This window comes from Clostridium facile (genome assembly GCF_014297275.1).
Taxonomy (GTDB): Bacteria; Bacillota; Clostridia; order Oscillospirales; family Ruminococcaceae; genus Massilioclostridium; species Massilioclostridium facile.
On record NZ_JACOQK010000001.1, the window covers coordinates 597,053 to 622,264 of the forward strand.

Annotated in this window: 12 protein-coding genes; 9 read left to right on the forward strand and 3 right to left on the reverse strand. The window is 42.7% G+C overall.

Annotated features, from left to right (window positions below; genetic code table 11):
• Positions 1-137: 137 nt before the first annotated feature.
• Positions 138-779 carry an MBL fold metallo-hydrolase gene (locus H8Z77_RS02440; protein ID WP_186996066.1) on the reverse strand — a complete coding sequence of 214 codons (642 nt, stop codon included), beginning with the start codon at positions 777-779 and terminating at the stop codon, positions 138-140.
• Between the two features lie 223 nt (positions 780-1,002).
• Positions 1,003-1,395, reverse strand: coding sequence for an Rcat domain-containing protein (locus tag H8Z77_RS02445; protein WP_186996067.1), 393 nt, complete (start codon positions 1,393-1,395; stop codon positions 1,003-1,005).
• Positions 1,396-1,674: 279 nt separating this feature from the next.
• On the opposite strand from H8Z77_RS02445, the gene H8Z77_RS02450 reads away from it, so the two are divergent.
• Positions 1,675-2,016 (forward strand): arsenate reductase family protein, encoded by a 342-nt coding sequence (locus H8Z77_RS02450; RefSeq protein WP_186996068.1) that lies wholly within the window; start codon positions 1,675-1,677, stop codon positions 2,014-2,016.
• 4 nt (positions 2,017-2,020) lie between these two features.
• Here the strand turns inward: H8Z77_RS02450 and sigG are convergent, their stop codons facing one another.
• Positions 2,021-2,797: an RNA polymerase sporulation sigma factor SigG gene (gene sigG / locus H8Z77_RS02455; RefSeq protein ID WP_069988510.1), complete on the reverse strand. Its 777-nt coding sequence runs from the start codon at positions 2,795-2,797 to the stop codon at positions 2,021-2,023.
• Positions 2,798-3,153: 356 nt separating this feature from the next.
• On the opposite strand from sigG, the gene rpsB reads away from it, so the two are divergent.
• The 8 genes from rpsB to H8Z77_RS02495 all read left to right on the forward strand — a co-directional run bounded on the left by rpsB (position 3,154) and on the right by H8Z77_RS02495 (position 25,039).
• Positions 3,154-3,915 (forward strand): 30S ribosomal protein S2, encoded by a 762-nt coding sequence (rpsB, locus tag H8Z77_RS02460; protein WP_069988511.1) that lies wholly within the window; start codon positions 3,154-3,156, stop codon positions 3,913-3,915.
• A gap of 51 nt (positions 3,916-3,966) precedes the next feature.
• Positions 3,967-4,878 (forward strand): translation elongation factor Ts, encoded by a 912-nt coding sequence (gene tsf, locus H8Z77_RS02465; protein ID WP_069988512.1) that lies wholly within the window; start codon positions 3,967-3,969, stop codon positions 4,876-4,878.
• A 475-nt stretch (positions 4,879-5,353) separates the two neighbouring features.
• On the forward strand, positions 5,354-11,728 hold the full coding sequence (locus H8Z77_RS02470) for a family 78 glycoside hydrolase catalytic domain (protein ID WP_186996069.1): 6,375 nt from the start codon (positions 5,354-5,356) through the stop codon (positions 11,726-11,728).
• 518 nt (positions 11,729-12,246) lie between these two features.
• Positions 12,247-13,854 carry a LapB repeat-containing protein gene (locus H8Z77_RS02475; RefSeq protein ID WP_186996070.1) on the forward strand — a complete coding sequence of 536 codons (1,608 nt, stop codon included), beginning with the start codon at positions 12,247-12,249 and terminating at the stop codon, positions 13,852-13,854.
• A gap of 570 nt (positions 13,855-14,424) precedes the next feature.
• A complete protein-coding gene (locus tag H8Z77_RS02480) occupies positions 14,425-17,049 on the forward strand; it encodes a translation factor GTPase family protein (protein WP_186996071.1) in 2,625 nt (874 codons plus the stop codon).
• A 336-nt stretch (positions 17,050-17,385) separates the two neighbouring features.
• Entirely contained in the window at positions 17,386-21,207 is a 3,822-nt protein-coding gene (locus H8Z77_RS02485) for a S8 family serine peptidase (protein WP_186996072.1), read from the forward strand.
• A gap of 495 nt (positions 21,208-21,702) precedes the next feature.
• On the forward strand, positions 21,703-23,676 hold the full coding sequence (locus H8Z77_RS02490) for a leucine-rich repeat protein (protein ID WP_186996073.1): 1,974 nt from the start codon (positions 21,703-21,705) through the stop codon (positions 23,674-23,676).
• 196 nt (positions 23,677-23,872) lie between these two features.
• Positions 23,873-25,039, forward strand: a complete 1,167-nt coding sequence (locus H8Z77_RS02495) for a leucine-rich repeat protein (RefSeq protein ID WP_186996074.1) — start codon at positions 23,873-23,875, stop codon at positions 25,037-25,039.
• The last annotated feature ends 173 nt before the right edge of the window (positions 25,040-25,212 follow it).

Below are 25,212 nucleotides of genomic sequence, written 5' to 3' on the forward strand. Positions count from 1 at the left end.
AGCGGTAGGTTTTAGCGCTCTTTCCAAAAGACGAAATCGAGCAAGCTACCCGTTTACTCGTGGTTTTGATTTTCATGGAAACTTCCCGTTTTATCAGGAGAAGCATAATATAAAAGTTTTGCTCTACCATCAAAGCGTTAAAGAAGTGCCCTGAGAGGGAAGCGTTTCCCGTGGCCAGGGTAGATCATGGAGAGTTTCCGGTTTTTGACTGTATCCATGGATTGGGCCAACAATTCAAAATCTTCCGCGAACCAGGACGGGGATGGGGAAAACAAGTTCATCATCAAATCCCCTGCAAACAGAATTTCCCCATAAACCACCCCAATGGAGCCCATGGTGTGTCCAGGTAACGGAAGAAATTCCAATTCAGGGAACTCCTCTAACTTGGTTTGTTGGTTGATGACGATATCTGGATGGAATGGGGGATATATTTTTTTGCTCCGTTTCCGCAGGTGATACCATCGGATTAGTTTGCCTATTTTGTTGTTAGCTGGTGGAAAATCCATTTTCCCATTTTCCACCAACTTCTGGTCATCAGCGTGCATCAGAATTTTCACCCCATAATTTTGTTGCAGTTCCGCGGCATATCCCACATGGTCATAATGCCCGTGGGTTAAAACCAGCAGGCTGATCTGTTCTAGAGGGGTTACCTGCTGTATTTTTTCCAGGAATTTTTTATCGTCCGCTGTTCCGGCGTCGATGAGCACCCATTTCCCCGACCGGAACATTTGGATTAGGTAACAGTTGGTATTGCCCGATTTTATCTCATATACTTTCATAAAGATCCTTCTTTCTTATTGGTCAAAATTACTGTAAAAGGAATGGGATATCCTCGCTTAGAATCGGTGTTACCATCAAAAAGCGTTTGTTTTCGCTTGTTTTGTTATGGTAGGGGAATCCCTTTTTCTCCACTGCTGGGTGTTATAATATTCCAGAAAAAGCAAAAAGCTATTTGCCCAAAATTGCAAATAGCTTTTTTATATAGGAGAGATATCTTGTTTCTCAGGTCTTGCGGTCAAATTCTGCTTTGCATTTTGGACAGGTGCAGTGGATTTTTCCTTTGCCCCTGGGTAAACGCAATTTTTGTTTGCAATTTGGACATTCCATATAGAAATAAAGTTGGCGATCCTTTTTGTGTTGCTTTCTAATTTGGTGTTTTGCCCACAAATCTGCCCCCCATTGTAAAAAACGCTCGTTTTCACGCTGACGTTTTGTTATGTTGCGGGAAAGCATCCGCCATAGCGCCACTAAAATAGGAAGGTTCATCACCAGCGTTAAAATAGGATTCCGGAAAAAAGAAACCAGGAAGGAAGCCGTAATAGACACCCCGATTAAGGCGATATTCAATTGATCGGTTCCATATCTTCCTGATAAAAAACGTTTCAACCAATCCATAGTTCATCCCTCAATTTACGATCTATAATCTATTGAACAAATTTATTTTAGCATGAACATATTAACAAGAATAGCCTGGAAAAAAGAAAAAATTGTGAAGGAGGTTGAGCAATCTCACGGAAAATGATACAATAAACATAATATTTGGAAGAATATATGAAAACAAACAGCATTTTTCTGTGCGCTCATGATGGCTAAATCAAACAGGAAAAAGGATGGTTCTAATTCCATTTGGCACACTTCAGTGCATGAAAAAGAAACTCAGACCAGGAGGAAATCATGAATATTCAAATATTTGGAAAGAAGAAATGTTTTGATACGAAAAAAGCGGAGCGGTATTTTAAGGAAAGGAACATCCGATATCAGCTGATTGACCTGCCGAAAATCGGTATGAGCAAAGGGGAATACCGCAGGGTGAGACAGGCTATAGGCAGTTTGGACGCTTTGATTGACCCAAATTCCAAAGAATATGAGCGTTGTTTTATGGCGTATCAGGCATATGAGAGCGATAAGGAAGAACGGCTGCTGGAGAATCCAGGAATGTTCCGCACACCAATTGTCTGCAACGGCAAACAGGCAACCGTAGGATACTGCCCCGATATCTGGAAAACCTGGGAATAGCTGACTACAGGTTGTTTTTGATTTTATCCAGCGCGCTTTTTTCCAGCCGTGAAACCTGTGCCTGGGAAATTCCGATTTCGTCCGCCACTTCCACCTGAGTCTTTCCGTTGAAAAAACGGAGGGAGAGGATTTTCTTTTCCCGGTCATTTAGTTTTTGGATGGATTCTTTAATCGAGATTTCATCCAGCCAGTTGGAGTCGTCCGACTGGTCCCCAATCTGGTCCATCACATAGATGGTATCTCCACCGTCAGAATAAACTGGCTCGTAGAGGGAAACCGGGTCCACAATCGCCTCTAATGCCAACACCACATCCTCCCGTTTTGCCCCCATTTCCTTGGCAATTTCCTCGATGGTTGGCTCGGTGGAATTCCGGGCGGTTAGTGCTTCCTTTGCCTGCATAGCTTTGTAGGCGGTATCTTTCAGGGAACGGCTGACCCGGATGGCGTTGTAATCCCGGAGATACCGGCGGATTTCCCCAATAATCATGGGTACTGCATAGGTAGAAAATTTTACATCTAAATCTGTATTAAAATGGTCGATGGCTTTCATTAGCCCAATGCACCCTACCTGGAATAGGTCGTCCAGGTTTTCCCCTCGGTTGGTGAACCGCTGTATCACACTCAATACCAGTTTTAGGTTGCCATTAATCAACTTTTCCCGGGCAAGCTTTGGGTTTTCTCCCCGTTTCATCTGTTGTAGTAGTTCCATTTTCTCTTTTTCTTTTAGTACCTTTAAAGAGGAAGTATTAATTCCACAAATTTCTACTTTATTTACATACATCGTTTCTCACCCATCTCACATTTGATGTTTTCAGTATTGACAAAGGGAAAAAATAAATTCAATTTTATGGATGGTAAAACTTACCGAACATAATCGGGGATTGGCGGACAAGTTTGTTCTTGTTTACAAAATATGGATAATATGAGGGTAAAGTGAACTTATACAATAAGGAAGCAAAAACAAAAAAGAAATACTTGCAATTTTATTTTGATTGTGGTAGAATATATAAGAAATTGCGCAAAAATGCGTAATACACACATTGCTTGGATACTGGCACGGTGCTGTAACTACAGTCGCAAAGTATTTTGTTAACAAGCAATGGCGGAATGAATAACCAAAAATGGAGGTAATGAAAAATGGCAGTAGTATCTATGAAACAACTACTTGAAGCAGGTGTGCACTTTGGCCACCAAACAAGAAGATGGAACCCTAAAATGGCTCGTTACATCTTTACTGAAAGAAATGGTATCTATATCATTGACTTGCAGAAAACAGTAAAAAAATTGGAAGAAGCTTATAACTTCATCAACGAAGTTGCTGCAAACGGCGAAGAAATCCTGTTTGTTGGTACCAAAAAACAGGCTGCTGAATCCGTAAAAGAAGAAGCAGAACGTTGCGGCATGCACTTTGTAAACGCAAGATGGCTGGGTGGTATGATGACCAACTTTAAAACCATCCGCACCAGAATTGACCGTTTGGCTCAACTGCGCAAAATGGAAGAAGATGGCACATTTGACCTGTTGCCTAAAAAAGAAGTAACAAAACTGAACCTGGAAATTGAAAAACTGGAAAAATTCCTGGGCGGTATTAAAAATATGAAAAAATTGCCTGGCGCTCTGTTTGTAGTAGACCCACGCAAAGAAAAAATCGCTGTAGCAGAAGCAAAAAAATTGGGCATCCCAGTTGTTGCGATTGTTGACACCAACTGTGACCCAGATGAAATTGATTACGTAATTCCAGGTAACGATGACGCAATCCGTGCTGTAAAACTGATCTCCAGCGTTATGGCAAATGCTGTATTAGAAGCAAAACAGGGTGCTGCAGAAGCTGTTGACGCAGAAGCTGTAGAAGCAGCGGAAGCAGAAACTGCAGAAGCAGAAGCTACCGAAGCAGAATAATTTTCTATAAAATAACAAGTACTGTATTTTATCAATTAGGAGGAAATGAAAATGGCATCCTTTACTGCAAAAGATGTGCAGGCACTGCGTCAAAGAACCGGTGTAGGCATGATGGATTGTAAAAAAGCATTGACAGAAGCAAACGGCGATACCGAAAAAGCAATTGAACTGCTGCGTGAAAAAGGTTTGGCTGCTGCTGCAAAAAAAGCTGGCAGAATCGCTGCAGAAGGCTTAGTTGTTTCTGTAATTGACCCAGATAAAAAAGTTGGCGCTGTTGTAGAAGTAAACGCAGAAACCGACTTTGTTGCGAAAAACAAAGAATTTGTTGCTTTTGTTGACGCTGTTGCAAAAACCGTTTTGGAAAGCAATCCAGCAGATGTAGAAGCTTTAAATACAACAAAATTGGCTGGTTCTGATGAAACAGTAGAAGAAGCTTTAAGAGAAAAAATCTTAACCATCGGCGAAAACATCAAAATCCGTCGTTTTGCTCGTCTGGAAGGCGATTTGGTTTCCTATGTTCACGGCGAAGGCAAAATTGGTGTTATGGTTAAATTTGATACCGATGTTGCTGACAAAGAAGGCTTTGCTGCTTACGGAAAAGACGTTGCAATGCAGATTGCAGCAGCTGCTCCACAATACCTGAACAAAGAAAACGTTCCAGCAGAAAACCTGGAAAAAGAAAAAGAAATCCTGACTGTTCAAGCAATGAACGAAGGCAAACCAGCGAATATTGCGGAAAAAATGGTTGCTGGTAGAATCAACAAATTCTACAAAGAAGTTTGCTTGGTAGAACAGCCATTCGTAAAAGATAGTGATATGTCCGTTGCTCAGTACACAGAAAAAACTGCAAAAGAACTGGGCGGCAGCATTAAAATTGTTGACTTTGTCCGCTTTGAAAAAGGCGAAGGCATCGAAAAACGTAACGACAACTTTGCTGACGAAGTTGCTGGTATGATTAAATAATTGATTTTATATCATTGCATAACAGGCTTATCCAAACGGATAGGCCTGTTTTTTGTTGTTGAGGAACTTTTTGGTTTTATTGGAATCTTAACAATTGGAATTGGGATGAAAAACTTGTGTAACCCCAAAGTAACCGAAATAAACCCATTTGTTATATGATTCTATTGATAGCGGATGGGATAGTACAGGGGATAAGCTGAAGTAATATCGCTAGGCCTTTGTCTTTGGAACATCTGTAAGAAACCGGTTTTCTATTTTTTCTGTTCAAAAATTTTGATTTCCGCTTGCTTTTATTCATTTATTACAAGTAAACGGGATTTTATTTGTAATATTTTCCAAAAATAAAGGGCTGATATTGTAATCATTTGGCCTTGTGGTATAATGGAATATGTATAAAAATGCCAAGAAGAAAGGGGGAATGTGAAAAAATATATGGGCAATCGAACAAAAACCAAACGAAAAGGAGGCAGTGAGGTTGAAAAAGAAAAATCGTATCCTGGCGCTGATTTTGGCAGTTGCAATGGCGCTTAGTATTGTTATGCCAACAAATATTTTTGCGGCGGAACAGGATACCACAATCATTGAGATGAAAACAAACGACCTGGTAGATCCAATGGGGATTGATACTCCAAATCCAGTATTCAGTTGGAAAATGGATTCTACTATAACAGGCCAGAAACAAACAGCGTACCAAATTCTTGTGGCAAAAGATAAGGATTTGAAAGAGAGCGTATGGGATTCTGAAAAACAGGAAACCAGCCAATCGGTAGGCATCCAATACGCAGGGGAACCTTTGGAAAACTCCACAACCTATTATTGGCAGGTAACAGTTTGGAATAAAGATGGCAAGTCCATTGCATCCGATGTTGCTACCTTTGAAGTAGGGTTAATGGGAGAAGATGCCTGGGATGGTTCTAGATGGATTCAGATGGGCACTTCCACAGAACCACCGGAAATAGTAGGTAAGACAAACTATACCATCGAGTTTGATGTACAAGTGGACAATACCGCTGTTGGGTTCTTGTTAGAAGCAAAGGATACCAGCAACTATCTCATGTGGCAATTCAATATTTCCAGCGGGAAAATGATGTTGAACCCTCACACGAAAATTGGCGGAAACTACAATGGTTTTAAATCTGTAGATATTTCCAGTGGGGTGAAAGGTGAAATCACCGATGTCCAGCATGTGAAACTGGAAGTGAATGAAGACATTGGTATCACCACTTATTTAAATGGCACGAAAGTGGATGTTACAGAACTATCCCAACTGGGGGGCATCGGTTTCAATGGAACAATCGGAAAAATAGGATTTCGTACTTCCAGCAAGGAAATAGGCTGGCTGGACAATATCGTTTTGACTGATTATTCGGAAGATGAGAACGGTGTTGTAGTAAAAAACTATCATTTTGACAATGGCGAAAATCCGTTTACCGCTGGTTCTATCCAGGATGGCCGCCTGAATACCGGGTTAAATGCTGACTGCCTGGAAAAAGGCGAGGAACAACCTCCATTGGATGATAAAACCCACTATACCGTGGATGTGGACATGACCTGTGAAACTTATGCGGTTAGCGCAATTTTCAATGCGGTTGACCAGTCTAATTTTTACATGTGGCAGTTGAATACGAAAGACCAGGAAGGTAAGGTCATTTTAAAACCACATACCTGGAAAAATGGAGCGTATGCTACTTATAATTCCCAAAATGTAGATGTTACAGATGCGGTTGGCGGCGTAGAGAATTTTAAAACAACACCAGCCCATATGCATCTGGATGTCAACGGTACTAGGATTGAAACCTACATCAATGATACTTTAGTAAGTACTTTTATGATTGGTTCCACCAGCGACCAGAGCACCACAGGTATTCCTGTAAAGGCAGGTTATTTGGGGGTTCGCTCCAGTGTAACCGACGGCGTTGCCGAATATGGTACAGTAGATAACTTTAAGTTAACAGATTATACAGATAACGAACAAGGTACTGTATTATACAACTATACCTTTGAAAATGGGGAAAACCCATTTGGGAAAGGGGAAATCAAAGACGGCGTCTTTGTTGTAACGAAAGTAGATATTTTGTTGCCAATTGAGGCACAAAATAATGGCGCGCAAACATTCCGGAAACAGTTTAATGTAAAAGACGATTTGGTTTCTGCGAAGCTGTATACCACTGGTTTGGGCGTTTATGACGTCCATCTTAACGGGGAACGGGTTGGTCAGGTAATGGACGATGGTTCTGTGGTATATGATGAGTTAAAACCAGGCTATACCGCTGTAGGAGACCGTGTGTTGTACAATACTTATGATGTTACCTCTATGGTTCAGTCTGGTGGGGACAACACCATTACAGCGAATGTAACTTCTGGTTGGTGGAATGGCCGTATCGCGAATAGTGGAAGGAATAATGGATTCCGTGCGAAAATGCTGTTGACCTACAGCGATGGCCATACCGAAGTGATGGGTACAGACCAAACCTGGAGAACCGCTTATGCTGGTCCAGTGATCAGCGCGGATATTTACGAAGGCGAAACTTACGATGCCAACGCAGATTTATCCTACCGTGAAAACGGCTTTGATGATTCCAACTGGAACTATGCGGATATTTGTACCGCGTTTCGAGGGGAAATTTCCGCACAAGCGGGAGATTCTGTACGGGTACGTACCGATTTGGAACTGCATCCAAAAGAAATCACAGTTTATCATGGTGTAGTAGACGAAAATGAAAACCAGTATGGCCGCATCAACGTAACAGGCAATTATCAGGATGGGGAATCCTTTACCTTAAAAGCAGGTGAAACCGCGGTATTTGATTTAGGGCAGAACTTTGCTGGACGTCCAGTAATCCAGGTAGAAGGACCAAAAGATACTACAGTAACCATCCGCCACGGGGAAATGCTCAACGATAACGATGGCTTAAAATCCCGTGGAAATGATGGACCAGAAGGCAGTATTTACACCGCTAACCTGCGTACAGCACCAGCTACCGCCCATTATATTATGAATGGGAATGGTGTTGAAACCTATTTCTCCACCCATACTTTCTATGGATTCCGTTATGTGGAAGTTACTGCAACCAGTGAGATTACCATCCACAACTTAAAAGGTGAGGTTTTAACCTCTGTAAAAACAGATACAGGAAAACTTTCTACTTCAGATGAGGATGTAAACCAGTTAATCAGCAATACCGTATGGGGCCAGTACAGCAACTACCTGTCTGTTCCAACTGACTGCCCACAGCGTGATGAACGCCAGGGTTGGACTGCTGATACCCAAGTATTCTCCACAGCAGCTGCTTATAACGCAGAATCCAAAGCATTCCTGCAAAAATGGATGCGGGATATGAGGGACGATCAGGCAAGTAATGGAGCCTACCCAGATACTGCCCCTGGCGGAGGGTCTGGCCAATTAGGTTGGTCTGATGCCGGTATTATTGTACCTTATAACATGTACAAAATGTATGGGGACAAAACCTTTATTGAGGAAAACTATGCTTCTATGCAGAAATACATAGATGTATACCTAGCGTCCACCAATAAAAAAGGCGCGGGCCACGCTTATGGCGACTGGCTGGCTTATGAAAGCAATGACGATGATATGAAATCCTTGTTAGGAATTGCTTTCTACGCTTGGGATGCCCAGATGATGGCAGAAATGGCCGAAGTGATGGGTAAACCGGAAGACGTGGCAAAATACCAGCAGATTTATGAAATCGAAAAAGAGTACTTCCAGCAGCAATATGTCAACGAGGATGGTTCCTTAAAACGTGGGGAACAAACAGCATGTCTGTATGCCTTATACCTTGACCTGTTGCCAAATGAGGATTCGTTTGAAACAGTGAAACAGCAATTGATGGATAACATTAGCAGAAATGGAAACAAACTGCAAACCGGTTTCCTGGGCACTGCTATTATCATGCAGACTCTGAGCAAAATCGGCGCGGATGATGTTGCTTACCAACTGTTGTTACAGCATGGCAATCCATCTTGGCTGTACTCTGTTGACCAGGGCGCAACCACCATGTGGGAAAGATGGAATTCTTATACCAAAGAGACCGGTTTTGGCGATGTTAGTATGAACTCCTTTAACCATTACGCTTATGGTGCGGTGGCAGAATGGATGTACGGTTACATGGCTGGTATTCTGTATGATTTTGACCAGCCTGGATTCCAGCATATCATTTTACAGCCAACCCCTGACCAGTCACTGGATTTTGTCAACGGCGAATACAACTCCGCTTATGGTAAAATTATCAGCAATTGGAAATATGAAGGCAATACTTGGTCTTATGAAGCAGTTGTTCCAGCAAACACCACTGCGACCATTTACCTGCCCGTAGAGGATGGCAAACCATTCACTGTAAACGGAAAAACTCCAGAAGATGTAACCGTTGAAACAGACGGTTTAGCGTATAAAGGTATGGAAGATGGCAAAGCAGTCTTTGAAGCGGTTGCAGGTTCCTATTCCTTCCAAACAGAAGTAACAGAATATTGCTATGTTACCATTGGAAATGCAGACGAAACGGTACCAAACCAGATTTCTGTCAATGGCGGCATCCAGCAAAGCCTGCCTCTTGCCATAAAAGCTACTGTTGGCGAGACCATTACGCTGGAAGCAAAACCAATCAATGATGTGGATTATCAGTTTGTGGGATGGTCCGGCGATGTTTCGTCTAACGAATCTAAGATTACCGTTACCCCAACAGCCGATATGGCGTTGACTGTAAGCAACACTTGGATTGGAAACGAAAATTTGGCGCTTAATAGCAAAGTGGATAGCAACTGTTCTTGGACTGTATCAACATGGGCTCCAGAATATTTGGTAGATGGTATATTAACATCGAATGGAGAACATAGTGGATTTACTTCTGGCCAGACCTCTACTGATATGGTAGACTATTGGATTGAATTGGATTTAGGTGCTGATGTTGAGATGAACCGTATCCATCTGTACCCACGTAGCGATGTAAAATCCAATTCTGGTGGAACGCCATCCTTCCCAAGAGATTTCAGTATCCAGATCAAAGCGGATGGCGCATCCGAATACACTACGGTTGCAGAATATACTGATTATCAGGCTCCACAAGGAAAACCCGCTGTATTTGAGTTTGACCTGACCAATGCCCGTTACATTCGTTTGCGTGTAACACGGTTAGGCGACCCACCTGCCGGAGAAACAAACTACCTGCAATTGGCAGAAATGGGTGTTTATCATACAACCGCAACATCTGTGGATAAAACGGCCTTGGAAAACCTGTACAATAGCCTGAAAGATACGGATTTAAGCCAGTATAAAGATGGCAGCGCAAAAGATACTTTTAAAGCGGAACTGGAAAAAGCAGCTACATTGTTGGGAAGTGATACCGCTACCCAAGATGAAATCAACAACGCTGTAACCAGCTTGCAGGCAGCATTTGACGCATTGGAGAAAAAACCAGTGGATAAGCATATCCTGCAATATGTTATTGAACAGGCAATTGCGAAGAAGGACACAGATGAATACAAAAATGTAATTCCAGCAGTAAAAGAAAGCTATGATAAGGCACTGGAAGAAGCACAGGCAGTGTATAATGATCCAAACGCAAGTCAGGAAGAAGTAAACCAGGCATATGCGGAAATGATCAAACAAATCCAAAACCTGAACAAACAAGCAGGGGATAAAACAGAACTGCAAGCGTTATACGATCAGGTAAAAGATACGGATCTGGATCAATACCTAGATGGGGAAACAAAAGAGAACTTTAAGACAGCGCTGGAAGCAGCAAAAGATGTCTTGGATGACGAAAACGCATTGGTAAAAGATGTGGAAACAGCGTATAACAACCTGAAAGCATCCTATGAAGCACTGGAGAAAAAACCAATAGGAGAAGTGGATAAAACCATCCTAGAAAAGGTAATTGCAGAAGCAAACCGTCTGAAAGGGACAGATGAATACAAAAATGCGATTCCATCAGTGCAACAGAGCTTTGACAAAGCATTGGAAGAAGCACAGAATGTATATGATAACCCATCTGCAACCCAGGAAGAAGTAAACACTGCATGGCAAACCTTGCTGAAAGAAATCCATAAGCTAGGATTCCAAAAAGGTGACAAGACAGCTTTACAGGAACTGTATAACCAGGTAAAAGACACCGACTTGAGCCAGTACCGTGATGGAGCAGCGAAAGAGAACTTCAAAACAGCATTGGCAAATGCGGAAACGGTATTGGCAGATGAAGAAGCAATGCAGAAGGAAATTGACAAAGCATACAATGACCTGAAAGCAGCCTATGAAGCATTGGAAAAACTGGCAGACAAGAGCCAGTTAAAAGAACTGCTAGACGAATGTGCAGGATACCAAAAAGAAGAATACACCCCAGCAACATGGGAAGTATTTGCAGGGATTCAAGAAAAAGCACAGGAAGTCTATGAGAATGCCAATGCGAGCCAGGAAGAAATAAACGCAGCGATCGATGAACTGTTAAGCGGAATGTTGCAACTGCGATTCAAAGCGGACAAATCAATTTTGGAAACTGTAATAAAGGTAGCAGGAGAAATTGATGGAAGCAGCTACACAGCAGAAAGCTATGGAATACTGCAAGCAGCAGTAGCAGAAGCAAACGAAGTGATGGCAGATGAAAACGCAAGCCAAGAGGAAGTAGATGCAGCGGCAACAAAAGTACAAGAAGCAATGAAAGGGTTGGTAACAGTAGAAACACCAGCCGAAAATAATCATGCAGACGGTACACAAACAGGGCAAGAATCTACCATACCAAAAGCAAACGCAGCAAAAACAGGAGATTTTGCTCCAATTGCAGGACTTTTGATTTTGGCAATGGCAACAGGTAGTGTAATTGCAGCTAAGAAAAGAAAATAATCGTTTTGGTGTCTTATAAACAGGGAACCCTTTTTGGGTTTCCTGTTTTTTTATAAAGAACACGACTTATTTCTGGCAATAGATTGGAAAGGCAGAAACAGAAAGTATTTGACAGGTCATTTAATTTTTTGAATTCAAAGGGGTAGAAACCTTTTTTGTTTTGTGCGGATTTTCTGGGTAGAGTTTAGCAGAAAATCTGTTTCACTTTTATCAATTGGCAATTATTAAAAAAATAACCTTTTAACAGATTTTATCAAAAAATAAAAAACTTGTAAATTTTCCATCCTAATATTGACTTTTTTTCAAAAGAATACTAATATATACTTATACATATTAAAAAAATTCATACTTTTTCATATTTTGTTTTAATATGTAATTTTCTGCCTATTAAGACCCTGTTTGGGTCTTTTTTTGCAAATTTTTTACTGAATGAAAAAGTATAATTTTCGGTTGAATATGTAAATATGATTGCGTTTTATGGGCTTTCTTCCAATAACGCGCATAAAGGAGAGTAAAAAATGAAAAAATTATTTGTTGGCGCATTGTCCGTTGTGTTGTCAACCGCAATGGTAGCACCTACCTGTTTCGCAGTAGCACAAAATAAAGAAGAGGATATCGCAACAGCGGTTTCTCACTACAACCAGGCTTCCTACACCAGGGCTTTGGAAGCAGCACAACAAACTACTTCTACCGAACAGGCTGTACAGGCGGCTATGGTTCAATTGGGCACAAAAGCGGATGCGGATACAACAAAACCATCTGTCAATTATGATAAAATCCAATATTCTCAAACAATGGAGATGGTAACAGAAAATATCACCCCAGAAAAAGCAGTGGAACTGTTTACCGACCCAAGCTATGTTACTGATGATTCTGGCAGCGCAACGATTATGTGCGATAAATGGGTGATGGAAAACGGTGCCGATGGACTGGCTGCTTTTGACGCAACCGTTGCAGGTAAATATAAATTAAGATTTTATGCTGTAGACGCTGCTGGAAACCGCAGTAATAGTTTTGACATTTATGTCAGTGTAGGCGATACTACTACCCCAACTGTAAATTATGATAAAATCGCTTATTCTCAAACATTAGAACTAACTCAGGAAGAAATTACCCCAGAAAAAACAGTGGAACTCTTTACGGATCCAAGCTATGTTACGGACAATGATAAAAATATGAAAATTGTCTGCGATAAATGGGTAATGGATAACGGTGCGGATGGCTTTGCTGCCTTCGATCCAACGACTGCTGGCACCTATAAACTGAGATTTTATGCTGTTGATACTGCTGGCCATGAAAGTGGACGTTTTGATATTTATGTAACAGTACAGGATACTACAAAACCAACCATCAACTATAAAAATATCCAGTATACCCAAACTCTGGAACTGACCCAAGACGAAATTACTCCAGAAAAAGCAGCAGAACTATTTACTGACCCAAGCTATGCAACCGATAATGATACAAACATAAAATTTGTCTGCGATAAATGGATTATGGAAAATGGCGCAGGCGGACATCCTGCATTTGACCCATCTACCGTTGGTACCTACACCCTGCGGTTCTGGGCAGTGGATACCGCTGGCAACCAAAGCGCACGTTTTGACATTACAGTAAAAGTACAGGATACCACCGCTCCAACATTGGATCAAGATAAAATTGATTTTGAACAGACCATGACTGTTACAAAGGAAGAGATCACTCCAGAAAAAGCAGTGGAACTGTTCACTGACCCAAGTTGTGCTTCCGATCTTTCCGGCAATGTGACTATTGTCTGCGACGAAGATGTTATGAACAACGGTGCCAATGGCCTTCCAGCATTCAACCCAAGCAAATCTGGTACCTATGTACTGCGCTTCTACGCTGTAGATGGTTCTGGCAACCGGAGCGAAAGCTTTGACATTACCATTCATGTGGTAGATACCTACAACTTAAACTTGTTGGTAGAAGTAGCAAAAAGCTATGATTTAGATCAATACCAAGATGCAGGAAAACCTGAATTTATCGACGCGTTAGCAAAAGCGGAAGAAACATTGGCAAACATCGAAGACCTTTCTCAGGAAGAATTGGATGTAGTTGCAGATAACCTCTTAACAGCTATGTTAAACTTAAGATTAAAACCATAATTTTGGTATGATCCATCCAACTGCTTTGCTCTAATGCAAACAGTTGTATCCTATCAAAATTCATCAAAACCCGGTGATGCCATTGTGGCAGTCACCGGGTTTTTGTTGTTATGGAAATCACCGGCTATGACGGTGGAGGATTTTTCCAAAAAGTTTCCGCTTTCAACATTGGGCGAGCTTTATCGTAACAAACAGTATCGTTGGAAGAAAATTGCCTGTAAACAGCCAGCAGGATAAATGTGATGCAAAAGGAAAAGGGATTTAGTGCGTCTTTAGAGGCTTGCCCTATTCCCGGGGCTTATTTAAGCTACCAGCTTAGCTAGTGGTCATGACGATAGAATCCTCCTATTTTATCGGGGGAGGTATTCCACGAAAAGATAGACGAGCTTCGGGATAAACAAACAATTCAGGGGGGATTCTGATGGGAATATGGCGCTGACTATTTTGTGATATATTACAGTAAATAGGGGGATAAGATTGATTTTATTGGAACTATATGTTAATATAAAGTTAGTTCAAACGGAAAAATAATGATTATGACAATAGATTTTTTGATTGGTGAGAGTATATATGGATAAGTTAGTGATTGGGGTTTTGGCGCACGTGGACGCAGGAAAAACCACCTTGCTGGAAGCCTTGCTATACCAGGGCGGGTGCTTAAAAAAACTGGGCAGGGTAGACCACCAGGACGCTTTTTTGGATACCCATACCCTGGAACGGGAACGGGGGATTACGATTTTTTCTAAGCAGGCTGTCCTACCTTTCCCGCAGGTGGAACTGACCCTGCTGGATACCCCGGGGCATGTGGATTTTTCCAGTGAAATGGAACGGACGTTGCAGGTGTTGGATTACGCTGTTTTGGTCATTAGTGGGTCGGATGGTGTCCAAGGGCATACCCAGACCCTGTGGAATTTATTAAAACGGTACCAAGTTCCCACTTTTTTGTTTATCAATAAAACCGATTTGGATGGGGTAGACCCTTCCGCTGTAATGGATGAGCTGAAACAGCGGCTGGACCCCAATTGTATTGATTTCCGGGACGTGTCCCAAGAGGAGTTTCTAGAATCGGTTGCTGTCTGCGATGAGGCTGTGATGGATTCCTATTTGGAGAACAATACCATTACCCAGGAGGAGATTGCTTCCCTGGTTCAACAAAGGAAGCTGTTCCCCTGCTATTTTGGGTCTGCTTTAAAACTGGATGGAATTGAATCGTTTGTCCATGGCTTGCTGCAATATACCAAACCGGTTGCTTACCCGGATGAGTTTGGGGCAAAAGTTTATAAGATTGCCCGTGATCCTCAGGGAAACCGGCTTACCTACCTAAAGATTACCGGGGGCGGGCTGAAGGTGAAAACCATACTTCATGGCACTGGTATGGATGGTGGTGTATGGGAGGAAAAAGTGGACCAGATTCGGATTTATTCTGGTACCCGTTACCAAGCAGTGGAACAAGCTACAGCGGGGACGGTCTGCGCCGTAACAGGGCTAAAACACACCTTCCCAGGGGAAGGGCTGGGGTTTGAGCCATCCTCCTGCCACGCTGTGCTGGAGCCGGTGCTCACTTATCAAGTAATTCTTCCGGAGGGATGCGACCCCCATACCACATTGTTAAAGCTGAAACAGTTGGAGGAAGAAGACCCACAGCTTCACCTTATCTGGAACGGGCGTTTGCGGGAAATCCATGTCCAACTGATGGGGGAAGTACAGCTGGAAATTTTAAAGCAGTTGATTTTAGACCGGTTCCAGCTGGAGGTTTCGTTTGGAGTGGGCAATATTGTCTACCGGGAAACCATCACCCAGCCGGTGGAAGGGGTGGGCCATTTTGAACCCCTCCGCCATTATGCGGAAGTCCATCTTCTGCTGGAACCTGGCAAACCGGGAAGTGGGGTGCAGTTTACCACTTGTTGTAGTGAGGATGTACTGGACCGGAACTGGCAGAACCTAATTGTAAGCCAGCTACAGGAAACAGAACATATTGGGGTACTGACCGGTTCCCCTATTACCGATATGAAAATTACCTTATTAACGGGGCGTGCCCACTTGAAGCACACCGAAGGGGGGGATTTCCGGCAAGCGGCTTACCGTGCCTTACGCCAGGGGTTAAAATCCACCACCAGTATTTTATTGGAACCGTGGTACCAGTTCCAGCTGGAACTCCCTTCGGAATATGTAGGGCGGGCGATGTCAGATTTACAGCGGATGTCCGGAGTGTTTGAACTGCCTCAAACCCAGGGAGATACCACTATTTTGACCGGAAAGGCCCCTGTCGCTACCATGCGGGATTACAGTATTGAGGTCACCTCGTATACCAAAGGGCACGGCAGGCTGTTTTGTAGCTTTTTGGGCTATGAACCCTGCCACAACCAGGAGGAAATCATCCAACAAATTGGCTATGATAGCGAGCGAGACATCGAACATCCGGCTGATTCGGTGTTTTGTTCCCACGGGGCGGGATTTACGGTGAAATGGGACCAGGTGCGGGAATACATGCACGTGGAAAGCGGCTGGAAGCAGCCGGACCCAGAGGAACCAAAAGAAACAATTAAATCCCCTTCCAGCCCCCTGCCATCCAGGGAGATGGATCAGGAACTACAGGCAATTTTTGAAAAGACCTATGGCCCTATTAAGCAGAGGAATATCCTTCCTAGGGATGTTGCCCGGGAGGAGCTGGAATTTCAAAAATCCACCCAGGTGTACAAAGGGCCAGAATATCTTTTGGTGGATGGGTACAACATTATTTTCGCCAGTGAGGAACTGAAAAAAATCGCTCAGGACAATCTGGAATCCGCCCGCATCCGGCTGATGGAAATCCTCAGCAATTACCAGGGGTTCCGGAACACCAACATAATACTGGTATTTGATGCTTACAAGGTAAAAGGGAATCCAGGAGAAGTCATCCGTTACCATAACATCAGCGTGGTATACACCAAAGAGGCAGAAACTGCTGACGCTTACATCGAAAAGACAACCTACCAGTTGGCAAAGGATTACCAGGTCAAGGTTGCTACCTCCGATTATGCGGAACAGCTGATTATTTTAGGGCATGGGGCGCTGCGGATCCCTGCCAGTTCTTTTTTAAAGGAGATTGAACTGGCAAACCAGCAGATTTCTGAAATGATTGAGAAAAACAACTGGAGCGGGAAGTCCCTTAATGTAGGGGCAGCCTTTTCCAAGGCGGAGCAATCCCAAAAATAGCGGGGATTATGATAGGGCATCGATAATACGCACCAACTAGACTTTTATCTTATGAAAGGAAGCGGGGATACCTTGTTGTTTTATTGACAAAATCAGATAAAATTCAGCTTTTCCCAGATAGCTTACCGTTGGGCGCTTATTATAGAAGGACACTAGTTGTGTAGACAACATCCTTTTGGGCTTTACATAACTGGAAAGGGAACGCCTGGCAGCATTGTGTCAATTGCTTCCCAGGCAGGTTCCAGGTCAATATGGCTGCTCAATCACAACAGTGGAAGAAAGGAGGAACGTTTGTGACAGCCAAAGAATTCATTTCATAGAAAAGGAGAGTGCATTATGAAAAAGTTAATCAGTGCAGTACTGGCTGCGTCGTTGGCTGCCAGTGTACTCACGACAGGGGCATGGGCTGCCGGACAGGCAGAAGTGGATACAAACCCTAATTATGTAGAAGGGGAAGCGATTGTATGCATCAATGGAGGAGCAGACGCGCTTTACCGGGCAAATCGGAGTAGGAGCGCTGGCTTTGAAGTGGAAACCCTGATGGAAATCCCATCCGAACCGCAAGGAAAAGCCCGTTCCGCATCCAATCAAGCGGAACAGAGCCTGGTGTTGGTAAAAAGCCAGCAGGATACCCAGGATTTGATTGCAGAATTGGAAAACAACCCGATGGTAGCGTATGCGGAACCAAACTACTACGTGGAGCCATATAATAGCCCTACTGACCCTTATTACGACTACCAGTGGGCATTGGATAACAAGATGGACAATGGTGAGGAATCTGGAAGGGCAACTGTAGACGCCAACCTGAATCAGGCATGGAACCAGATGGACAATACCACAACCGATACCCCTGTTGTGGCGGTATTGGATTCCGGCGTTGACTACAACCACCCAGACTTGCAGGGCGTCATGTGGGACGATGGATTAAATTACCCTACATTAACCGCGATGGGCGGTGGAAAATACGGTTACAACGCTTCCGCCAGTGGCGTAATGGAGCAGACTGACGATCCAATGGATACTTTAGTTGGTCACGGTACCCACTGCGCCGGCATTATCGCTTCCCAATGGGACAACAACAAAGGCACAGCTGGTATTAACTCAGATGTGGAAATCATGGCGGTTAAATTTATAGGAGGAGAACAAGATACGATTAGCGGGGCAGTGGAAGGATATGCCTACATCCAGGCTGCAAAACAGGCAGGCGTCAATGTTGTGGCGATCAATAATTCTTGGGGTGTTGCGGAATATAATGGAATACAACTTCATTCCATTACAACCGCTATTGACGCAGTGGGAAAATTAGGGGTGTTATCCTGCTTTGCCGCGGGGAACTCCTCCACCAACAACGACTTGAACGTGGGCTCTAATCCAAATTATAACCCTTATCTGGTTACCGTCGGCGCACTGGAAAGCCAGGGGTATGCCGCTTATTTCTCCTGCTATGGGGAAACTACGGTGGATGTATTCGCTCCAGGGACACAAATCCTTGCCCCAACTAGTTCGGATACCAGTATGTTCCCTTATGATCAGCACGAGATGCCACCGCAGTACCTCCCACAACTGATGGAGGAAAGCGAATCCTATTTTTATAAGGATTTTGAGGATGGGGATACATCGGTTACTTTGCAACTCATTGATGGGGAAGGCAATGTAGTGGAAACCGCAACACAGCAGGAGCTGACTCCAGGCTATACCAGTTCCAAAGGGTTGCAGCTTCCTTTGACTGGGATTGAGGAAGGGGAAAACTTCGCGATCCAGATGAACTTCCAAAAATCTGACTTGGCCAATATCGACTTGAACCAGCCTGTCTACTTCGCGTTACAGGGTGGAATTGACAATGCCATGTATGGAAAAACGTTAGTGGTTCAATATTATAATGAAGATGGCAACTGGGAGGAGCTTCCCAGCACAACTTATTCTGAGGAAGGTCCTTTATCTGCCCGATTGCGGTTTACTGACTATAACTGGAACCAATCCTCCTCGGAGCTGGCGGAAACCTCTTTCCTGCAAGCAGAAGGTGACACAGTTTCTTTGCGTTTCGTACCGAAAAACGGAACATTAGAGAACAAAACAGGGGACGCTGTATTCCGGTTGGATGATGTTGGATTTGGAAAATCCGCAATCCCTTATTATTATGCGGATGGTACTTCTATGGCTTGCCCAATGGTAACAGGGATTGCCGCTTTATTAGCTTCCAAGGCGGATGAATCCGGCGCAAGGCTATATGATATCAACGAGGTTTCCGCCCGTATCAAAGGGGGAGTGAACCGGGAAGAAGCGATTGATTTAGAAGATAAGTCCGTATCCCAGGGATTTATCGACGCATCGGCCTGCTTTGACGGCCAAAAATTAGTGCCTGTACTAAATGATATCCAGGTAGATGGGAGCACCGCAACCCTGACCGGGTATTTCTTTGGGGAACAGGGCAATTTGACCGTTGGAGGAAAAGAAGCGACTGTACAGGAATGGAACGATAATTCGATTACTTTTACCTTGCCAGAAGATGTTTCTGGCAAACAGGAAATCATCGTAACCTCTAAAGATGGGGATTATGGCCGTGATTTCTTCAATATCAGCGTGCCAACGAAAGGGTTTACTTCCTTAAACGCGCCAAATCTTGACTATGGTTCCTCTATGGGATATGGATTGACTTCCGCTGATGGTTTGCCATTCGCTATGGCAGCGGCTGGCGATAAGATTGTATCTTTCGGTTATATGGCAGATACCAATGATTTCTATTTAGAAATGTATGATATCCCAACCAACCAGTGGGAAAAAGTGGCGCTTCCAGAAGAAATCCTGTATTTAGGATGGAGTGAGTTTTCCTCCATGGCAGCGGGAACGGATGAAATCTATTTGAGCTATATTTCAAGTGAAGGCTCTAACATGTTGGGTACTTACCACCTGGATACCAATACCTGGACAACGACGCCAACCCAGTTATCCGGTTCCGAAGCATTGGTGGTTTACCAAAACCGCCTGATTGCGGTTGGCGGGGAAGTGGTTATGGATAACGGCGACGGAACATTTGATTGCAACCCGCTTGCCAGTGTTGCTGTCATCAACCCATACACCGGAGAGATTGTGGAGATGCTGCCGGATATGCCAGCGGCCCGTGCCGGAGCCAAAGCCTATGTTTCCGGCGACCAGTTAGTGGTGACAGGAGGCTATTTCGGACTGTGGGGCGTGCTGTTAGGGGATGAGATGGAAACCTACCACAACACCATGGTTTACGATGGAACCACATGGACCGAATATGAGGATGATTTCCTCAGCGACAATAACAGCCAGTTTGACCCTATGCAAACCCTGGATTACGCCATCGGCGCAACCGATACCGGCTTAATTGTAACAGGACCTGTATCCGGTTTGGGGCAGGATTCCATGATGGACACTTGGCGTTTTGACGCTTCCAATGGCAACTGGAGCGGGGACACAAACCTGTTATATCACCAGGGCAAAACCGTCCGTAACATTGGGGTAAGCTATCAGGATAAATTCTATGTGTTGTCTTATAACGGGGAACAATTAATATTCCGGTGTGCGGATATCCAGTGTGCTGGCCCTACAGCCAACCCAACCCAGGTAGACCCACCTTACTTAGATACTCCGGCAAACCTGGCGGATAACTGGATTTATGACGCCGCCCAGTATATGTATGAAAACGGTTTGATGACGGGTACTACCCCAACTACATTTGACCCAGCAGTACCAATGAACCGAGCACAGTTTGCTACTGTATTGTACCGTATAGCAGGGGAACCAGAAACAGACTATGTTGCGAAATTTCCAGATGTATTGGATGGTTGGTTCTATTCTGACCCTGTTACATGGGCAACTCAAAACGGCATTATTACTGGTTATGAGGATGGCAACTTTGGGCCAGCAGTCAATATTACCCGGGAACAGATTGTAACGATGCTGTTCCGTTATGCAAACGATATGGGATATGATACCTCACAAAGGGTATCTCTGGATGAATATGTGGATGGAAGTTCTGTAAGCGGGTTTGCGAAGGACGCCATGGAATGGGCGTTAGCCGTAGGCATTATTAAAGGACAGAATAACCAGGGTATGATTGACCCACAAGGGGAATCTGGCCGTGTTGTAGGCGCGACTATCTTTATGCGGTTTATGGAATTTTACCAACTATAAAATTTTAAGTAATATGTAAGATGATGGCTCCATTGAAAAAATGGGGCCAGTTTTTTGCCTTCTATTGAAATAAAACCTGGATAAACTCATTTATTCTGAAAGAAATAACATAGGATGAATTTAGAACGGTAAAAATGAATGATAAAGTGAAATACAGTTATTTCATATTGATTTTGTAAAATCCTCTGTATATGCTTAAGGATAAGTGTGAGAGTTTCATTGGATAATTTGAACGGATGCTTTTTGTTTTGTATGGTAGAGTTATCAAATATGTAAGTTTTAACAATGATTTTTACTATATTGGATTAGTAATTTTTGTTAGATTTTTTTATTGTTTTACAAATAGTTGTATGATATAATAAAATTATACCTTTTCATTCTACAAAAAATAATTAATTTAGGCTTAATTTGCTAATAGATTTCCAGAGTTTTGAGTATTTATTTGCACGAACGAAAAAGTATACATTTCGTATATCGAAAAAGGAGGCGAATTATATGAAGAATTTTAAGATTATAAGACGGACATTGGCTGTGTTGCTTAGTATGGTAATGGCATGTTCGATGGCCGGGGTTTCTGTTTCGGCGGAGGGCTTGCCACAAGCTACTGCTTCGGTGGCATATACGGAGCAGCAGGATGGTTTCCAGATTGATGAAAACGGTGTGCTTCTAGAATATACGGGGAACGCCGAACATGTGGTCATTCCAGATGGGGTAACCAAAATTAGTAAATTGGCTTTTGCTAGAAATCAAACATTGGTTTCTGTTCATATGCCGGATAGTGTTACAACCATTGAAGAGTATGCTTTTATGGAGTGTTATCATTTGGAGGAGGTTTCCCTTTCTTCCAACCTAACAGCAGTAGGGGAACTTGCTTTTTATAACACCATCTGGGGGAAAAACAATCCAACTTTTGTGGTAGGTACTACTCTGTTTGGAACCGGATATGCAAAAGGAGAGGTGGTAATTCCAGATGGTGTTACAAAAATAGGGGACAATGCTTTCTTTAGGTCTCCTGAATTAACTTCTATTATCATTCCAGATACTGTTACCAGTATCGGAGAGGAAGCGTTTTATCATTGCGGGAATTTAGAAAGTATTGTTATTCCAGAAGGCGTCACCGCAATAGAAAGAGCTACTTTTATGTATTGTGAAAGTCTAAAAAATGTGACGATTCCTAACAGTGTTACCATAATTAAGCAAAGGGCGTTTTCCAATTGTGGTTTAACAGAAGTATCTATTCCAGATAGTGTTACAACAATAGAAGGCTCTGCGTTTTTGGAATGTACAAAACTGGAAAAAGTACAGATTCCAAATCGTTTAGCAACCGTAGGGGAAACTGTTTTTTACGATACCATTTGGGGAAAAAATAACCCAACTTTTGTGGTAGGTACTACCCTATTCGGAACCGGATACGCAAAAGGTACTGTAATAATACCGGATGGTATTACCAAAATAGGAGATCATGCTTTTTATCCTTGTATTGATTTGCTTTCCATTGAAATTCCAGATAGTGTTACTGCTATTGGCGAATATGCTTTTAAATCGTGCTGGTCATTATCGGAAATAATGATACCGGAATCGGTTCGTGAGATTGGAATAGGAGCATTTGAAAATTGTGATGGCTTAACTGAAATTACTATTCCAGAAGGGGTAACCAGAATTTCCGAATTTACATTTAATGGATGTGACAACTTGCAAACGGTTCATTTACCAGATAGCCTAACCAGTATAGGATTATTAGCGTTTGAGTATTGCCATTCTTTGACTAGTATTTGCATTCCAAAAAATGTTACTTCTATTGAGGAAGCAGTATTTATGAAATGTGAGAATTTCCAAACGATTTATGGCTATGGCGGAACTCGTGCGGCAACTTACGCAAAAGAAAATGGTTATCAGTTTATTGATTTAAACGCACCGTTTACGGATGTATCTTATGGTGATTGGTTCTATGATGCTGTATCATTTATGTACCAATATGGTTTGATGACAGGCACAACCCCAACTACATTTGACCCAGCAGTACCAATGAACCGTGCCCAGTTCGCCACTGTATTGTACCGCCTGGCAGGGGAACCAGAAGTAGAGTATACCCCGAATTTCCCAGATGTACCGGATGGATGGTTCTATTCTGATGCCATCACATGGGCAACGGAAAATGGCATTATTACTGGATATGACGATGGCAATTTTGGCACCCAGGTGAATATCACAAGGGAACAGATCGTAACATTGCTATACCGCTTTGCCAACTGTGTCGGGCTGGATACCTCACAAAGAGTATCTCTTGATGAATATGTAGATGGAAATTCCGTAAGTGGTTTCGCGAAGGACGCCATGGAATGGGCGCTTGCGGTTGGTATTATCCAAGGCCAGAACAACCAAGGTATTATTGATCCTCAAGGGGAATCGGGCCGAGCGGTTGGGGCAACCATCTTTATGAGGTTTCTCCTCAACTTTTCGTTCCAATGATATTGGATACTATACAAGACAATATCATTTTGAATCATTGTTTTTACTATAAATAGCTTAGAGATGGTTTGTATGATTTTTTCTCCTATATTAGGGTAAGATAACGTTTCGAGAATAAAATAGCATTTATTTGATAACAAAATTTGCAGAGGTTCGTTTATTTTAATTTACCAAAATAAAAAAAGGAGGTATTGGTATGAAAAATTTTAACATTGTAAAACGGTCGTTAGCTGTATTTGTCAGTATGGTAATGGCTTGCTCTGTTACAGCAATCTCTGTAACAGCGGCGGAACCATCACAAACACAATTTCCAGTTGCTTATGCAGAGCAGCAGGGCGATTTCCAAATTGAGAACGGAGTATTGGTAAAATACACTGGTTCTGGAGGGGAAGTTATTATTCCAGATACGGTGAACAGTATTGGAGATTATGCTTTTTCCCATTGTAAAGAGCTAACCAGTGTTGTAATTCCAGAAACAGTTACCCGTATAGGAAATGCTGCATTTTATTATTGTACGAATTTGACAAATATAGTATTGCCAGATAGCATTACTGAGTTAGGAAAATTTGCGTTTGGAATGTGTTATGGTTTGTCAAATATTACAATCCCTAAAGGTGTTACTACCATACATAATTGGACGTTTGCGTGTTGTGAAAATTTACAATCAGTTGTTATATTACCAAATGTTTCTAAGATTAGCCAATCCGCATTTGATGGATGTACCAAGTTGACTACAGTTTATGGTTTAAGCGGAACTTATCCAGAAACATTTGCGAATGAAAATAAGTACCAGTTTATTGATATCAATGAGCCATTTACCGATGTGGCTTATGGCGACTGGTTCTATGACGCTGTTGTATTTGTATACAAACAAGAGCTTATGACAGGCACAACCCCAACGACATTTGATCCGGCAGTACCAATGAACCGTGCCCAGTTCGCTACTGTATTGTACCGCCTGGCAGGGGAACCAGAAGTAGAGTATACTCCGAATTTCCCAGATGTACCGGATGGATGGTTCTATTCTGATGCCATCACATGGGCAACGGAAAATGGCATTATTACCGGATATGATGATGGCAATTTTGGAACCCAGGTGAATATCACAAGGGAACAGATCGTAACATTGCTATACCGATATGCTAACTATGTCGGGCTGGACACCTCGCAAAGAGCATCCCTTGACGAATATGTGGATGGAAGCTCAGTAAGTAGTTTCGCGAAGGACGCCATGGAATGGGCGCTTGCAGTTGGCATTATCCAAGGCCAGAACAACCAAGGTATCATTGATCCTCAAGGGGAAGCCGGCCGTGCCGCTGGAGCAACTATCTTTATGCGCTTTATGGAACGGTATCAAATGTAATGCTCTGTAAAAATTTTTGTAATTAAAAATTTATCAGCTGCAACTCAATAAAGTTGCAGCTGATAGTTATTTTATGTATTATATATGAATAATCTGCTTTGTAGTATTTATTATAAAATTTGCTCGAAATTTTTGTTTTTAGTGGTAAATTATGTAATATATGCGAATTGACT

Coding starts and splice junctions, on each gene's coding strand:
- H8Z77_RS02440 (WP_186996066.1), bottom strand. CDS start 779: ATGAAAGTATATGAGATAAAATCGGGCAATACCAACTGTTACCTAATC.
- H8Z77_RS02445 (WP_186996067.1), bottom strand. CDS start 1,395: ATGGATTGGTTGAAACGTTTTTTATCAGGAAGATATGGAACCGATCAA.
- H8Z77_RS02450 (WP_186996068.1), top strand. CDS start 1,675: ATGAATATTCAAATATTTGGAAAGAAGAAATGTTTTGATACGAAAAAA.
- sigG (WP_069988510.1), bottom strand. CDS start 2,797: ATGTATGTAAATAAAGTAGAAATTTGTGGAATTAATACTTCCTCTTTA.
- rpsB (WP_069988511.1), top strand. CDS start 3,154: ATGGCAGTAGTATCTATGAAACAACTACTTGAAGCAGGTGTGCACTTT.
- tsf (WP_069988512.1), top strand. CDS start 3,967: ATGGCATCCTTTACTGCAAAAGATGTGCAGGCACTGCGTCAAAGAACC.
- H8Z77_RS02475 (WP_186996070.1), top strand. CDS start 12,247: ATGAAAAAATTATTTGTTGGCGCATTGTCCGTTGTGTTGTCAACCGCA.
- H8Z77_RS02480 (WP_186996071.1), top strand. CDS start 14,425: ATGGATAAGTTAGTGATTGGGGTTTTGGCGCACGTGGACGCAGGAAAA.
- H8Z77_RS02485 (WP_186996072.1), top strand. CDS start 17,386: ATGAAAAAGTTAATCAGTGCAGTACTGGCTGCGTCGTTGGCTGCCAGT.
- H8Z77_RS02490 (WP_186996073.1), top strand. CDS start 21,703: ATGAAGAATTTTAAGATTATAAGACGGACATTGGCTGTGTTGCTTAGT.
- H8Z77_RS02495 (WP_186996074.1), top strand. CDS start 23,873: ATGAAAAATTTTAACATTGTAAAACGGTCGTTAGCTGTATTTGTCAGT.